This is a genomic window from Cupriavidus sp. GA3-3, from assembly GCF_000389805.1.
GTDB classification, from domain to species: Bacteria; Pseudomonadota; Gammaproteobacteria; order Burkholderiales; family Burkholderiaceae; genus Cupriavidus; species Cupriavidus necator_D.
The window spans coordinates 239,155-253,719 of the sequence record NZ_KB944503.1 but is presented as its reverse complement, the minus strand read 5'-3'; the positions used below and the strand labels follow the sequence as shown (position 1 = coordinate 253,719).

Here is a 14,565-nt window from a genome sequence, read left to right as displayed (position 1 = left end):
CTAGGCGTTGCGCCATTGCGGCGTTCGTTTCTCGAGGAAGGCGTTGACGCCTTCGCGCTGATCGGCATCGTCGAAGAGGTCGACAAAGCGCTCGCGCTCCAGCGCCAGCGCGGCCTGGCGTGGCACGCCCTGGCGCGCCAGGTGCACCAGCCGCTTGCTGTGCGCGGCGGCCCGGGGACTCACGTTGCAGGCGCGCTCAGCCATCGCCAGCGCGGTGGCGATGGCCTGGCCGCGCGGCACGACTTCTTCCACCAGCCCGATGCGCAACGCGGTGGCGGCATCCACGCGCTCGTTGGTCAGGATCATGCGCTTGGCCCAGCCTTCGCCGACCAGCCACGGCAGCGTCTGCGTGCCGCAGCCGCACGGCAGCAGGCCGACCGCGGCTTCAGGCAGGGCCATCTGCGCGTGTTCCTCGACGATGCGGATATCGCAGGCCAGTGCGCATTCCAGCCCGCCGCCCATGGCATAGCCGTTGATCGCGGCGATCACCACGGGCCGCGCGTTCTGCAGGGCCTCGAAGGCGCTGCCGAACTGCTGCGCCATCACGCGGGCATGGGCGCGGTCGCCCTCGGCGAAGCCGTTCAGGTCGGCGCCGGCGCTGAAGAACTTCTCGCCGGCACCGGTGACCACCACGGCGCGCACTTCGGGGTTGGCGTCGATCTTTGCCACCAGCTCGCGCAACTGCTGCAGGCCTTCCGCAGTGAAGGCGTTGGCGGGCGGGCGGCTCAGCGTCAGCGTGGCGACGTGGCCGTGCAGGGCGAACTCGATCATTGCTTGGACTCCTTGTCAGCGGCGGACAGGTACTGGCGGATCACGCCGGAGAAGTCGAGCTGGCCGTCGCCGGCATGGCTCACGGCCTGGTAGACCTGCTGCGCCAGCGCGCCCAGGAACAGCGGCTGCTTCACGCTGCGCGCGGCGTCGTTGGCCAGGCCCAGGTCCTTGAGCATCAGGTCGGCGCCAAAGCCGCCGGTGTAGCCGCGCCCGGCCGGCGCGGTCTCGATCACGCCGGGCCAGGGGTTGCAGGTATCCGAGGCCCAGCAGCGGCCGGTGGAGGTATTGACGATGCCGGCCAGCACATTGGCGTCGATGCCCAGCTTGACGCCCAGCGCCATCGCCTCGGATACGCCGATCATGGAGATGCCGAGGATCAGGTTGTTGCAGATCTTGGCGACCTGGCCGGTGCCGGTGCCGCCGCAGTGGACCAGGTTGCGCCCCATGCCGGCCAGCACCGGGCGCACCTGGGCGAACAGTGCTTCGGTGGCGCCGACCATGAAGGTCAGCGTGCCGGCCTGGGCGCCAACGGTGCCGCCGGAGACCGGTGCATCGGCCAGCGCATTGCCGTGCGCCTCGGCGGCAGCGGCCAGTTCGCGCACGGTGGCGGGGTCGATGGTGCTGGAGTCCACCAGCGGCACGCCCGGGCGCACGCCGGCCAGCACGCCTTCCGGGCCCAGGTAGGCGCTGCGCACATGGGCAGCGGCGGGCAGCATGGTGATGACAAAGTCTGCTTCGGCCACGGCCTTGCGGGCGGAATCCGCGGTGGCGGCGCCCTCGGCGCACAGCGACGCCACTGCCGCGGCGTTCAGGTCGAATACGGTCAGCGTATGGACGGCCTTGAGCAGGTTGCGCGCCATGGGCGCGCCCATGTTGCCGAGGCCGATGAAGGCGATATGCATGGGGTCTCCTTCCGTGTCGTTCTTGAATGCCGCCCGATTACTTCAGGCTGATGGTGGTGTTCACTCCATCGTTGACCGTCGCGTCATCAAACCACCGCGCCGTCACCGTCTTGGTCTGCGTATAGAACTGCACCACCTGCTTGCCGTACGGACCCAGGTCGCCCAGCTTGGAGCCACGCGATCCGGTGAAGCTGAAGTAGGGCACCGGCACCGGGATGGGGATGTTGATGCCGACCTGGCCCACGTCGATCTCGCTCTGGAACTTGCGCGCCGCGGCGCCGCTCTGCGTGAACACGCCGGTGCCGTTGCCGAACGGGTTGCGGTTGACCAGGGCGATGGCCTCGTCCAGCGTATCGACGCCGATCACCACCAGCACCGGCCCGAAGATCTCCTCGGTGTAGATCGACATGTCGGTCCGGACATCGGTAAAGATGGTCGGGCCGATGAAGTTGCCCTGCGGAAAGCCCGGCACCTCCACGCCGCGGCCATCCAGCACCAGCGTCGCGCCTTCGCGCTCGCCGGCGGCGATGAGGCCGAGGATCCGTTCCTTTGCCGCCACCGATACCACGGGGCCGACATCGGTGCCTGCTTCAGCGCCGGCGCCGACTTTCAGGGTCTTGGCGCGTTCGACCAGGTCGGGCACCCAGTCGCGTGCCGCCCCCACCAGCACCACCACCGAGGTGGCCATGCAACGCTGGCCGGCCGCGCCGAAGCCTGCACCGGCCAGCGCGTTCAGCGTCTGCTCCTTGTGCGCATCGGGCAGTACCACGGCATGATTCTTCGCGCCCATCATCGACTGCACGCGCTTGCCGTGCGCGCTGGCCAGGTTATAGACATGGGTGCCAACGGCGGTCGAGCCCACGAACGACACCGCCTTGATGTCCGGGTGCGTGCACAGCGCATCGACCACGTCCTTGGCGCCGTGCACCACGTTCAGCACGCCCGGCGGCACGCCGGCTTCCAGCGCCAGCTTGACCAGCTCCACGGTGGACAGCGGGTCCTGCTCCGACGGCTTGAGCACAAAGGTATTGCCGCACACGATCGCCATCGGGAACATCCACAGCGGGATCATCGCCGGGAAGTTGAACGGGGTGATACCCGCGCACACGCCAATCGGCTGCTGCAGCGTGTAGGTGTCGACGGTGGCGGCCACGTTCTCGGCAAAGCCCCCTTGCTGCAGGGTGCCGATCGAACAGGCGTGTTCGACCACCTCCAGCCCGCGGAAGATGTCGCCCTCGGCATCGGCCAGGGTCTTGCCCTGCTCGGCGGTCAGGATGGCGGCGATACGCTTGCTGTGCTCGCGGATCAGGGCCTGGAAGCGCAGCATGACGCGCAGCCGTGCGCCGATGGGCGTGTGGCGCCACGTGGCAAAGGCGCGGTGTGCGGCGCCCACGGCAGCGGCGACCTCGCTTGCGGTGGCCAGCGGCACGCGTGCCAGCACTTCCTGCGTGGCGGGATTGACCACGTTGCGGAATTCGGTGGCGGATGAATCCACCCATTCGCCGTTGATCAGCAGCGGCACGGTCGGCACGGCATTGTCGGTCTTGGGCACGGCACTCATGGTTGTCTCCGGAAGGTCTGGTTCTGTTGGCAAGGGATGGGGGACTACAGGCTGCGCGCGATCAGCATGCGCTGGATCTCGCTGGTGCCTTCGTAGATCTGGGTTATGCGGGCGTCGCGGTAGTGGCGCTCGACCGGGTAGTCTTCGAGGTAGCCGTAGCCGCCGTGGATCTGCAACGCCTTGGAGCACACGCGCTCGGCCAGCTCGGACGCATACAGCTTGGCCTGCGAGGCTTCGGACAGGCACGGCACGCCTTCGCTGCGCATGCGCGCGGCGCGGTGCACCAGCAGGCGCGCGGCGTTCAGCTCGGTGGCCATGTCGGCCAGCATGTTGGCAATGGGCGGGTGTTCACGCAGTGCGCGGCCGAACTGGATGCGTTCCGATGCATAGCGACATGCGGCCTCGAAGGCTGAGCGTGCAATGCCGATTGCCTGCGCGGCGATGCCGATGCGTCCGCCTTCCAGGTTGGACAGCGCAATGCGCAGGCCCTCGCCGGGCTCGCCCAGCAGTGCGTCATGCGGCACGGTGCAGTCTTCCAGCGTGATCGCGCAGGTGTCCGAGGCGCGGATGCCGAGCTTTTTCTCCGGGGCGTGGACGATAAAGCCGGGGGTGTTTGTGGGGACAAGGAAGGCCGAGATGCCCTTCTTGCCGCGCTCGGGCTCGGTCGAGGCGAACACCACCGCCACACCGGCGCGCTGGCCGTTGGTGACGAACTGCTTGCTGCCGTTGAGCACCCAGCCGTTGTCGGTGAAGCGCGCGCGCGTGCGCAGGTTGTGCGCCTCGGAGCCGGCCTGCGGCTCGGTCAGGCAGAACGCGCCGATCAGCTCGCCGCTGGCCAGCCGCGCCAGGTAGCGTTCTTTCTGCGCATCGGTGCCATAGTGCAGGACCGGCCCGCAGCCGACCGAGTTGTGCACGCTCATCATCGTGGCGCAGGCGGCGCAGCCGGCGGCAATTTCTTCGATGGCGAGCGCATAGGCGACGTAGTCGGTATAGGTGCCGCCCCATTCCTCGGGAACGATCATGCCCAGTAGCCCCAGCGCGCCCATCTCGGCGACGACTTCATCGGGCAGGCGGCCGTCGCGGTCCCATTGCGCGGCGCCCACTGCCAGCCGTTCGCTGGCAAAGGCGCGCGCGCTGTCGCGGATCATGGTTTGCTCTTCGGTGTAGTCGCTGTGCATGGCAGATGAGGGTGGGGGTTTGGAGCCGCGCGGCAAGTCAGGCAGAATGCGCGCTTGGCGTTTGACCTGCGGGCAGTGTAGGAACGCCGGGGGCGGGCTCCTATGCCAAAATCCGCCAATCTTCGTGAACTCGTTTGCCACCCTCCCGCGCCATGGAAAAAGGCAGTGTCGCCATCTGTTTCGTCCACCACGCCATCGCGGGGCTGCGCGCGCGCGGCATCGACCCGGATCCGGTGCTGCGCGGCTCTGGCATTGCGCCGGCGCTGCTGGCGGTGCCGCAGTCACGCGTATCGGCCGCCAGCTACAGCGAGCTGTGGATGGCCGTGGCGGCGGCGCTGGACGATGAATTCTTCGGGCAGGATTCGCGCAGCATGAAATGCGGCAGCTTTGCCATGCTGTGCCACGCGGTGGCCGGCAGCCGCACCCTGGGGCAGGGACTGGAGCGCATCACGCGGTACTTCCGGCTGCTGCTGGACGATATCGGCGTGCGGCTGGAGCGCCACGGCGACGAGGCCGCGCTGGTGCTGACCGCGCCCTGCGCGCACCTGGGGCGGCAGCCCGGCGTGTTTGCCAAGGAAACCATGCTGATCATGCTGCATGGCCTGATGAGCTGGCTGCTGCGGCGGCGCGTGCCGGTGCGGCTGGCGGCCTTCGACTACGACGAGCCGCAGTACAGCGCGGAATACCGCGTCATGTATTCGCGCCAGCTGGCGTTCGGGCAGCCGGCCACGGCGCTGGTCTTCGACGCGGCACTGCTGGAGCAGCCGGTGCGCCAGGACGAGCGCAGCCTGAAGGCCTTCCTGCGCGATGCGCCGCACAACGTGGTGGTGAAGTACTCCGACCGCGCCAGCGTGGGCGCGCGCGTGCGCAGGCTGCTGCGTAACCAACGCCCGGATCAATGGCCCACCTTTGAAGATCTGGCGATCAGCCTGAACCTGTCGGCATCATCGCTGCGGCGCCGGCTGATGGAGGAGGGCGTCAGCTACCAGGACCTGAAGGACGCGCTGCGGCGCGATCTTGCCATCGAGGCGCTCAGCCATTCGGGCCGCCCGGTCGCGGATATCGCGGCCGAGCTCGGCTTTGCCGAGCCGGGCGCGTTCCACCGGGCGTTCCGGCGCTGGACCGGATCGCGCCCGGGGGCATACCGCCGGGTGGCGGAAGGTTGATGCGGCGCGTCTACAGCTGCGCCGCGTGGTGGCGGATGTGATCGGCGATAAAGCTGGTGATGAAGTAGTAGCCGTGGTCGTAGCCGCTGTGCCGGCGCAGCGTCAGCGGCTGGCCGACGGCCTGGCAGGCTGCCGCGAAGGCTTCCGGATGCAGCTGGCTTTGCAGGAACTGGTCGTCCAGTCCCTGGTCGACCAGGATGCCGGCCGGGAAGGGCGCCCCATTCTGGCGTGCCATCAGTTCACTGGCGTCGTACTCAGCCCACGCGGCGCGGTCCGTGCCGAGGTAGCCAGTGAACGCCTTCTCACCCCACGGGCAGCGTGACGGCGCGGCGATCGGCGCAAACGCCGACACCGAGCGGAAGCGCTGCGGATGGCGCTGCGCCAGCACCAGCGCGCCGTGCCCGCCCATGGAATGCCCGAAGATGCCGACGCGGCCGGCATCGCCCGGCAAGGCGGTGGTGACCAGCCCGAACAGTTCGTCGGCCACATAGCTTTCCATGCGCCAGTACTCCTGCCACGGCGCCTCGGTGGCATCGACATAGAACCCGGCACCCACGCCGAAGTCCCAGGCATCGGCCTCGCCCGGCAGGCCCGCTCCGCGCGGGCTGGTATCGGGCGCCACCAGCATCAGGCCGTGCTCGGCGGCAAAGCGCTGCGCACCGGCCTTGATCATGAAGGTTTCCTCGGTGCAGGTCAGGCCGGCCAGGTAGAACAGCACCGGCACCTTGCCGCCTGCCTGCGCCTGCGGCGGCAGGTAGACCGAGAAACGCATCGGCAGCCCGATCGCCGTCGAATCATGGCGATAGAAGCGCTGCACGCCGCCGTGGCAGCCGTGTTGCGAGATCAGTTCCATGTCGGCGCCGTCCTCAGTAGAGCACCACGGAGCGGATCGACTCGCCGCGCTTCATCAGGTCGAAGCCCTCGTTGATGCGCTCCAGCGGCAGCGTGTGCGTGATCAGGTCGTCGATATTGAGCTTGCCTTCCATGTACCAGTCGACGATCCTGGGCACATCGGTGCGCCCGCGCGCGCCGCCAAAGGCCGAGCCCTTCCACTCGCGCCCGGTCACCAGCTGGAACGGGCGCGTCGAGATCTCCGCGCCGGCCTCGGCCACGCCGATGATGATCGACTTGCCCCAGCCCTTGTGGCAGCACTCCAGCGCCTGGCGCATGACCTGCGTGTTGCCGATGCATTCGAACGAATAGTCTGCACCGCCGTCGGTCAGCTGGATGATGTGGTCGACCACGTTCTCCACGTCCTTCGGGTTGATGAAGTGGGTCATGCCGAACTTGCGCGCCATGGCTTCGCGGCCCGGGTTCAGGTCCACGCCGATGATCTTGTCGGCGCCCACCATCTTGGCCGCCTGGATCACGTTCAGGCCGATGCCGCCCAGGCCAAACACCACCACGTTGGCGCCGGCTTCCACCTTGGCGGTGAACAGCACCGCGCCCACGCCGGTGGTGACGCCGCAGCCGATGTAGCAGACCTTGTCGAACGGCGCATCCGGGCGGATCTTGGCCAGCGCGATCTCCGGCACCACGATGTGGTTGGCGAAGGTCGAGGTGCCCATGTAGTGGAAGATCGGCTTGCCGTCGATGGAAAAGCGCGAGGTGCCGTCCGGCATCAGGCCCTTGCCCTGCGTGGCGCGGATCGCCTGGCACAGGTTGGTCTTGCGCGACAGGCAGAACTTGCACTGGCGGCATTCCGGCGTGTACAGCGGGATCACGTGGTCGCCGGGCTTGAGCGAGGTCACGCCGGGGCCAACGTCGGTGACGATGCCGGCGCCCTCATGGCCCAGGATTGCCGGGAAGATGCCTTCCGGGTCGGCGCCGGACAGGGTGTAGTAATCGGTATGGCAGATGCCGGTGGCCTTGACTTCCACCAGCACTTCCCCGGCGCGCGGGCCGTCCAGGTCCACGTCTTCAATGGTCAGCGGGGCGCCGGCTTTCCAGGCGATGGCGGCTTTGGTTTTCATGGGGGAGTCCTCCGGGATCAGGAATGTGGGGGGTGGCTTGCAGGCTGCGCGGCGCAGGCCGGCGCGGCGCGGGGCAAGCCAGGTCCGAGGACATGACTATACGATCTTCCTGCGGCTGCAGGCCAGTTTTGGCCGATCAGCGGTCAGCGAAACTGCCCAGGCGGGACTCTTACGCCTTCAGCGCTCTCGCTTCCAGGTTCCAGAGCTTGCGGTCGCTGGTGGAGACGGCCACAGCGCCTTGTGCGAGCGCGCTGCGGATATCATCCCGATTGCAGACAAAGCCTGATGTCACGATCGGCGGCAGCGCCTTGCGGTCCGCTTCTGGCAGGTGCGACAGCATCGGTGCCGGCATCAGCTGCACCAGGTTCGGGTCGCTCTGTTCGAGCGCCTTGACGCTGCGCGGCCAGGTGGAGCGGTCGGTCACAAAGACCTTCTGCATCGTCACCATGCCGGCGCGGTTGGCGCGCTGGATCGTTGCCACGCGCGTGGAGACCAGACTGGTCACCCCGATGTCGGCCAGGTACTCCACCCCGCCCTTGTCCTGCGACAAGCCTTCGCAGCTGTCGATATTGACGATGACGTACTTGCCGGCGCTGGCCAGCGTGGCGATGACGGGCTGCAGCTTGCGCAGTTCCACGTTGGCGACAATGCAGACTTCGGCCACGCTTTCAAAAATGGCGTCGATCTGGTCAACACCGTAGAGTGTGCCGATGACGGGGTGTCGCGTCAGGCGCGCACCGAGGGACCTGTCCATGCTGGTTACTTCGGTTCGTTGGTGAGCACGTCACTGAGACCCAGCTTGCCTGGGTTCAGGATATTCTGCGGGTCGAGTGCCTGCTTGACCGCCGCCAGCAGCGGGAACGCCGTGTCCAGCGACGGGGCCATGTATGGTGCGCGCAACAGTCCGATTCCGTGGTGGTGGCTCAGTGCCGCATTGTATTGGATCAGCACCGCATTGGCAGCATCCCATGCCTGGCGATACCACTTCTGGCGGTCTTCCACCGCGACCTCACCGCGCAGCGAGAAGTACAGGCAGGCGCCGTCCACATAGGCGTGCGACTGGTGCGCGGAGCCGGCGAGGGTGCCCGGCACGGCATTGATGGCCTTGACCACGTCCGCGTAGATGGCAGCCAGGTCGCGCCACGGTCCCGACATTTCGAGCGTGTCGGCGACAAAGCCGGGGCTGCGCTTGAAGCCCTCGGCGCTCTTGCCGGTCAGGTAGCGCGTGTCGAGCCAGCGCTCGAAAATGGACTCGCTGTCCAGCTTGTCACCAAGTTCCTGGCACACGCGCTCGCTGATCGTCATCACCGCATCGACCATCTCGCGCGCCCCCTCGTCGGCAACCAGCAGGACGTTGGTGTCCGGCAGCCCGAACTGCACGCCACTCTCCAGTTCGTCATAGAGCCGCAGCGCCGCGGGATTGGCCCCGCGCTGCATGATTTCGCGGCAGGCCTCCAGGCCGATGGCAAAGGTCTTGAAGCCATAGGCGATGGCGCGCCCGTAGTCGGGCAGGCGGTGCAGCTTGAGGCGCACGCGCACGATCACGCCCAGCATGCCCTCGGACCCGATGAACAGTTGCTGCAGATCCGGGCCCAATGCCGCGCGCGAGTAGCCGCCCACGGTGACGAGGCTGCCGTCGGCCAGCACCACATCCATGCCGAACACCATGTCCTCGATCTTGCCGTAGCGCGTGGACAACTGACCGGCGCCGCGACAGGCTACCCATCCGCCGACCGTGCTGATCGCGTACGACGATGGCCAGTGGCCCATCGTCATGCCGAATTCCTTCTGCACGGTCTGTTCGAAAATGTCGCCGAACATGCCGGCTTCCACGTCGACGATCTGGCTGTCCTTGTCGAATCCGACCAACTGGTTCAGGCCGCACACGTCCAGCACGATGCCGCCGCGCACGGGCAGGGCGGCGCCCGTCACGTTGCTGCGGCCGGCCGATACGGTGACCGGAATGGCACTGGCGCTGGCAATGCGCATGACTGCCTGCACCTGTTCCACGGTGGAAGCGCGCACGATGACCCCGCGCGGCGTGGCGGGCCTGCCGGCGGTCTCCGTGATCATCGATCCTGCCCACCAGTCGCGCGTCCACGCCACGACGTCGGCGGTATCGGTCAGGACCTCGTCGGCCACCTTGCGCAAGGCCGCAATATCGGCCGCGCAGACGGCAATGGTGTCGCGTTGCAGGCCCGGCGCATCCGGGGTGCCCTGGATGTTCGCCGCATAGCCCGGCGGCGTGTGGGCGCCGACGACGTAGTTGCCGCGGTTGTAGCCGCGCTTGATGGCTTCCTTGCTGATCATGCTGAGTCTCCCATGAGGACGGATTTTTCGAGGGCGACGGCGGCCAGGTATTCGCTGACCTGCCGCGCCACGGCCGCTTCGGACAATCCGAGTTCGGCCTGGAGGATCTGGCCCACCCGCGCTGCGGCGCGGGCGGAGGCATCGCGCGCCATCAGGCGGGCGCGGATGCGTCGTGACAAGACGTCGTCAACCGTGCCGGCCAGTTCATGGCGCACGGCGTAGACGATTTCGGCTTCCGTATACGGCAGGCCTTCGACGATCGGCCTGGCAAGGGTGGCGTCCGCCTGCAGGATGTCGCTGACAAAGCGCGCTTCCGTGCCATAGCGCTCGCCCAGGTGCGCGGACATGCCGCCGGATGCGACGATGGCCTGCGCGTCATAGCCAGCCGCCCCGAGCAGATAGGCCGATCTGGTCAGGCACTTGCTGCGCTTGCCGATGACCTTCTGCGCCGCATCGATGGTTTGCTCGGCCATGTGCCGCGAGGTCGTGAGCTTGCCGCCGACGATGGTCACCAGGCCGTCGTCCGCGGTATGAATCTCGTGATTGCGCTTGATTTCCAGGGTCTTGCCGCCGGGCGGCGCCACCAGCGGGCGGCACCCCGCGATGCTGCCGACCACGTCATCCGCCGTCAGGTCGGTTTTTAGTGCCGAGCGCGCGCCCTCCAGCAGGAAGTCGAGCTCCTGCCGGGTGCACATGACATTGTCGAGGTCGCCCTCATAGTCTTCGTCGGTGGTGCCGAGGTAGGACACATTGCCCCACCGCGTGATCGTTGCCCGGCGGCTGCGCCCGGGCACCGGGATCGTCACCGTGCAGTCATTGCGGATCTTCAGCCACGGGATGGCAACGTGGACGCCCTTGGCAGGGCGAATGTGCAGGGTCCTGGCCTCGCCCTTCCTGCGGCCGGTCCAGTCGCGCAGCCAGACGCCGGTTGCCATGATGACCACGCCTGCGCGCACGCGGATCTCGCGCTCGCCGGCGTGGACAATGGCACCATCCACCTTGCCGTGGCCGTCGCGGGTGATCTCGGCGACGGTCGCGTGATTGACCACGGCCGCTCCGTGGAACGCTGCCGTGCGCGCGATGTTCAGTGTCAGGCGGGCATCATCGACGCGCGCATCGAAGTACAGGTAGCCGCCGGTCAGATGTTCCTCATTGAAGGTCGGGCAGTGGGACAGCACCTCGGCCTTGGTCAGCTTCTGGTGCAGGATTCCCTCGCGCCAGCCACCGGCGAGGTCGTAGGTCCAGAGCAGGCTCTCGAAGGCCTTGGCGAGGCGCTTGTCGAACACGCCGTTGCGCTCCATCACCGGGAACAGGAACGGCAGCCGCTGCACCAGGTGGCGCGCGTTGCGGCGCAGGCGCTGGCGCTCCAGCAGTGAATGGCGTACCAGGCCGAGATTGCCCTGCTCGATATAGCGCAGGCCGCCGTGCACCATCTTGGATGACTTGGAAGAGGTCCCCGCGGCGAAGTCGCACTTTTCAACCAGCGCCACGCGATAGCCGCGCAAGCTGGCATCCAGCGCGGCGTAGGCGCCCGTCACGCCGCCGCCGACCACCAGGATGTCGAACGCATCCGCCTCCAGGCGGTCGAGCAGGTCCCGGCGCACCAGCCGCAACGGCTCGGTGCTGGTCATGGCGGCGCGCTCGCGGTTAGCGCTGCGGGATGGAAAAATCACCATGTCTGTTATTGCTCCTGATTAATGGACCGCAAGCGCGTCCGCATGGTTGAGCTCGGATGCCACCCGCGCATGCCAGAGCGCGCGCCGCTGGGCGCGCTCATCGGCGCTGATCGCCGGTTCGAATACTGCGTCCGGGGTGGTGGTGGTCCGGGCCTGCTGCATGGAATCCCAAAGCAGGCCGGACGAGCCGGCAAGGTAAGCGATGCCGCGCAGGCTGGCGCGGTCGGTCTCCTTCATGCGGTGGATGGAAATTCCGCTGAGATCCGCCTGCATCTGCAGCAGCGCATCGCTGCCGGACAAGCCGCCGCCAACCACGAGCTCCGACACCGGCACGCCCGCGATCTCCCGGTTGGCCTCGATGCAGGAAGTCACCGAATGCGCAATGCCTTCAAGGATGGCAAAGGCCATCTCGGCCTGCGTCGTTGCCATCGAGATGCCGGTCAGTGCGGCGCGCGCCTCGGGCTGCATGCGTGGGACGCGCAGGCCGGTCAGCGCGGGAATAAAGGTCACGCCTCGTGAAGACGCAACGGTGCTGGCCAGCGCACTGATTTGCCTGGCGTTCTCGAACCAGCCGAGCTTGTCGCAGATCCAGTTGAGCGCGGAGCCGGTGGTGGCGACAAAGGTTTCGACGGAGAAATGCGACACGCCCAGTTGCCGGCGCGCGGTCATGGTCAGGGTGCTGTCCGACTTGCCGCTGCGGGCAGGAAGGTTCGGACCGACTACCAGGTCGACGAAGCTGCCGGTGCCATGCAGGCACATCGCCTGGCCGGCATCGAGGCATCCCAGGCCGATTGCGCCGGCGAGCTGGTCCCCGGCACAAGCCAGGATCGGCACGTCAAGCCCCAGCACGTCCCGCCGCGTGCGGCCGAAGTCGTCCGCATCCTGGCGCAGCTCAGGCAGCAGCTCGCGCGGAAAGCCAAGCGCGTCGATCCAGTCGAGCTGGTAGCGATGCCCGGTCAGTACATAGGCGTTGCAGGAAGTGGCGTTGGTCGGCGTGGTGATGCACGTGCGTGCCGTCGACAGGTGCCAAAGCAGCCAGCTGTCGATGGTGCCGAAGGCGAGCCGGCGCGCACGGAAGGCGTCAGCCACAGCCGGCGTGTCGCGCAGGTGCCGCGCCGCCCATAGGTAAGGCGAGCGCACACCGGTGGGGCGGCCGACTGCTTCGCGCAGAGTCGCGTCCCATGCCGGCGCAAGCTGATCCAGATCGGCTGCGTATCGCGTGTCCTGCCACACCATGGCGGGTACCAGCGCACGTCCGGTCTGCGTGTCCCACAGTACCGAGGTGGCGCGCTGGGTCGCGATGGCGAGGGCGGTGACGGTCAGGTTTTCGCGGGCAGCCTGTGCCAGGGTGGCGCGGCAAACTGCCAGGGTCTTGTCGAGCAGGACGTCGGCGTCCTGCTCGACCACGCCAGGGCAGGGCGAACGGACCTCAAGCGTGGTGTACTCGAGGCACATGACATGACCGTCAGCGGCGACCACCGCTGCCCGGGTGCCTGAGGTGCCCTCATCGATCGCAAGGATGACATTTCTGCGCTGGGTCATGGGCGGGCCTTCTCAATCGCGGGATTCATGAAACCCGGAGCGTCCGGCACATCGCCCTTGAACTGCGGGGCATCGGCTTCATTGTCGGGGTTGATGGTGGTGCGGGTCGGGTCCCAGCGGATCGCAAAGCAGATGATGCTGGCCAGCAGCGGGACCACAGAGAGAATCAGGAAGGTGGTTTCCAGCCCATACTGTGCGCGGAACAGCGGGAACACCAGCAGGCCCAGTGCAGCGCCGATGGCGCCGAGCGCGCCGATGATGCCGTTGGCGCCCGCGCGAAGTTCGCTGCGGAAGGACAGTGACGACAGGCTTTTGCCATTCGCGCCGGGCCCGCCCGAGTGGAACAGGATGAACAGCGACGGAACCACCACTGCCATCCACATCGGCATCTTGCCGTTGAACAGGCCCAGGATCAGCAGCATGGCGAATACCGCCGCAAAGCCGAACGCCGAGGCGCGGCGCAGGCCCAGCTTGCGGCCTATCAAGGGCGAGAGGAAGCCGCCAAAGATGCCGCAGACGTTGAAAACCAGCGCGCCGATGGTCGCGTAGACAAAGTCCTTGCCGAACAGGGCCGCACTGATCAGCGGCAGGTACCAGCCGATCGCGAAGTACTGGATCGACTGCCCGATCTGCACGGTGGCCGCCAGCACGGTGCGCGGCAGGTAGACGCCGCGGAAGATCAGCAGAACGTTGGCCAGGCCGCGGCGCGCCTGGTTGAGGACGGGGATGCGTTCCGCGGGCGGTGCGGCTACGAACTCACGTCCGTAGATGCGCGTCATGGCGTGTGCGGCGGCATCGAGCAATTCCTTGCGTGCCAGCCAGATCGGGCTTTCCACCAGGAACAGGCCCTGCAGCAGCAGGATGATCACGCCGAAGACCGCGGTGGCTGCCACCGAGTAGCGCCAGATCGTATCGCCAACGTCCCAGGAGTAGAACAGCAGTGCCAGCAGCAGGTTGGAGCAGACGGCCGTGTACCACATGCCTTGCCACGTGTTCAGCCGACTCTTGAGTTTCACCGGCGTGAACTCCGCCAGCACCGCCATGGCGATGGCAAAGTCGATGCCGTAGGCCGCGCCGACAAAGAAGCGACCGGCCAGGATCACCTCGAAGCCGGGGGCAAACACCACCAGCAATGCGCCGGCCACGGCCAGGACCTTGGCGAGAACCAGCGGTCGGACGCGGCCCCAGCGGTCGGCCATCCAGCCGCCGATAGGGTTGAAGGCAATGGCCACCCAGGAGGCAAACGAGGTCAACAGGGCGACCTTTGCAGGCGCGAGTTGAAGGTTGCGCGTCATCGGCCCGAGGCCGGCGCTCAGCGCAGAATTGGAAAATGCATCAAGGAATAGCCCGCCGAGTGCGAGCCACCAGATGACACCGGCCCTGCCGCGAATGCCCGGGCAGGAATCTATGTAGGCAATGACATCATCGATGCCACGAATCTTGATGGCAGAGTGTTGCACGGCGGTCTCCTCTTATTTGTTCTGTA

At 67.2% G+C, this 14,565-nt stretch carries 12 protein-coding genes; 1 reads left to right on the top strand and 11 read right to left on the bottom strand.

Annotated elements, in window-relative coordinates; genetic code table 11:
- Genes C265_RS27840 through C265_RS27825 form a run of 4 tightly spaced genes read right to left on the bottom strand, consistent with a single transcriptional unit; the run spans nucleotide 1 to nucleotide 4,412 of the window.
- Nucleotides 1-771, bottom strand: coding sequence for an enoyl-CoA hydratase (locus C265_RS27840; protein WP_010814118.1), 771 nt, complete (start codon nucleotides 769-771; stop codon nucleotides 1-3).
- Nucleotides 768-1,673: a 3-hydroxyisobutyrate dehydrogenase gene (gene mmsB, locus C265_RS27835; RefSeq protein ID WP_010814119.1), complete on the bottom strand. Its 906-nt coding sequence runs from the start codon at nucleotides 1,671-1,673 to the stop codon at nucleotides 768-770. Before mmsB ends, C265_RS27840 begins: the two co-directional genes overlap by 4 nt.
- A gap of 37 nt (nucleotides 1,674-1,710) precedes the next feature.
- On the bottom strand, nucleotides 1,711-3,234 hold the full coding sequence (locus C265_RS27830) for a CoA-acylating methylmalonate-semialdehyde dehydrogenase (RefSeq protein WP_010814120.1): 1,524 nt from the start codon (nucleotides 3,232-3,234) through the stop codon (nucleotides 1,711-1,713).
- A 44-nt stretch (nucleotides 3,235-3,278) separates the two neighbouring features.
- The gene (locus tag C265_RS27825; RefSeq protein ID WP_010814121.1) at nucleotides 3,279-4,412 is read right to left on the bottom strand and encodes an acyl-CoA dehydrogenase family protein; all 1,134 of its coding nucleotides are present in this window, start codon (nucleotides 4,410-4,412) and stop codon (nucleotides 3,279-3,281) included.
- Nucleotides 4,413-4,564: 152 nt separating this feature from the next.
- Here C265_RS27825 and C265_RS27820 point away from each other — a divergent pair, with 152 nt between their 5' ends.
- The gene (locus tag C265_RS27820) at nucleotides 4,565-5,578 is read left to right on the top strand and encodes an AraC family transcriptional regulator (RefSeq protein ID WP_010814122.1); all 1,014 of its coding nucleotides are present in this window, start codon (nucleotides 4,565-4,567) and stop codon (nucleotides 5,576-5,578) included.
- 10 nt (nucleotides 5,579-5,588) lie between these two features.
- On the opposite strand, the gene fghA is transcribed toward C265_RS27820, so the two are convergent.
- The 7 genes from fghA to C265_RS27785 all read right to left on the bottom strand — a co-directional run bounded on the left by fghA (nucleotide 5,589) and on the right by C265_RS27785 (nucleotide 14,539).
- Entirely contained in the window at nucleotides 5,589-6,431 is an 843-nt protein-coding gene (gene fghA, locus C265_RS27815; RefSeq protein ID WP_010814123.1) for an S-formylglutathione hydrolase, read from the bottom strand.
- Between the two features lie 13 nt (nucleotides 6,432-6,444).
- A complete protein-coding gene (locus tag C265_RS27810) occupies nucleotides 6,445-7,551 on the bottom strand; it encodes an S-(hydroxymethyl)glutathione dehydrogenase/class III alcohol dehydrogenase (protein WP_010814124.1) in 1,107 nt (368 codons plus the stop codon).
- A 169-nt stretch (nucleotides 7,552-7,720) separates the two neighbouring features.
- Nucleotides 7,721-8,305 carry a glycerol-3-phosphate responsive antiterminator gene (locus C265_RS27805; protein WP_010814125.1) on the bottom strand — a complete coding sequence of 195 codons (585 nt, stop codon included), beginning with the start codon at nucleotides 8,303-8,305 and terminating at the stop codon, nucleotides 7,721-7,723.
- Nucleotides 8,306-8,310: 5 nt separating this feature from the next.
- On the bottom strand, nucleotides 8,311-9,861 hold the full coding sequence (locus tag C265_RS27800; RefSeq protein ID WP_010814126.1) for an FAD-binding oxidoreductase: 1,551 nt from the start codon (nucleotides 9,859-9,861) through the stop codon (nucleotides 8,311-8,313).
- Nucleotides 9,858-11,537: a glycerol-3-phosphate dehydrogenase/oxidase gene (locus tag C265_RS27795; RefSeq protein WP_010814127.1), complete on the bottom strand. Its 1,680-nt coding sequence runs from the start codon at nucleotides 11,535-11,537 to the stop codon at nucleotides 9,858-9,860. The genes C265_RS27800 and C265_RS27795 overlap by 4 nt, the downstream gene beginning before the upstream one ends.
- 18 nt (nucleotides 11,538-11,555) lie before the next feature.
- Entirely contained in the window at nucleotides 11,556-13,079 is a 1,524-nt protein-coding gene (locus C265_RS27790) for an FGGY family carbohydrate kinase (RefSeq protein WP_010814128.1), read from the bottom strand.
- A complete protein-coding gene (locus tag C265_RS27785) occupies nucleotides 13,076-14,539 on the bottom strand; it encodes an MFS transporter (protein ID WP_010814129.1) in 1,464 nt (487 codons plus the stop codon). The genes C265_RS27790 and C265_RS27785 overlap by 4 nt, the downstream gene beginning before the upstream one ends.
- Nucleotides 14,540-14,565: the final 26 nt, after the last annotated feature.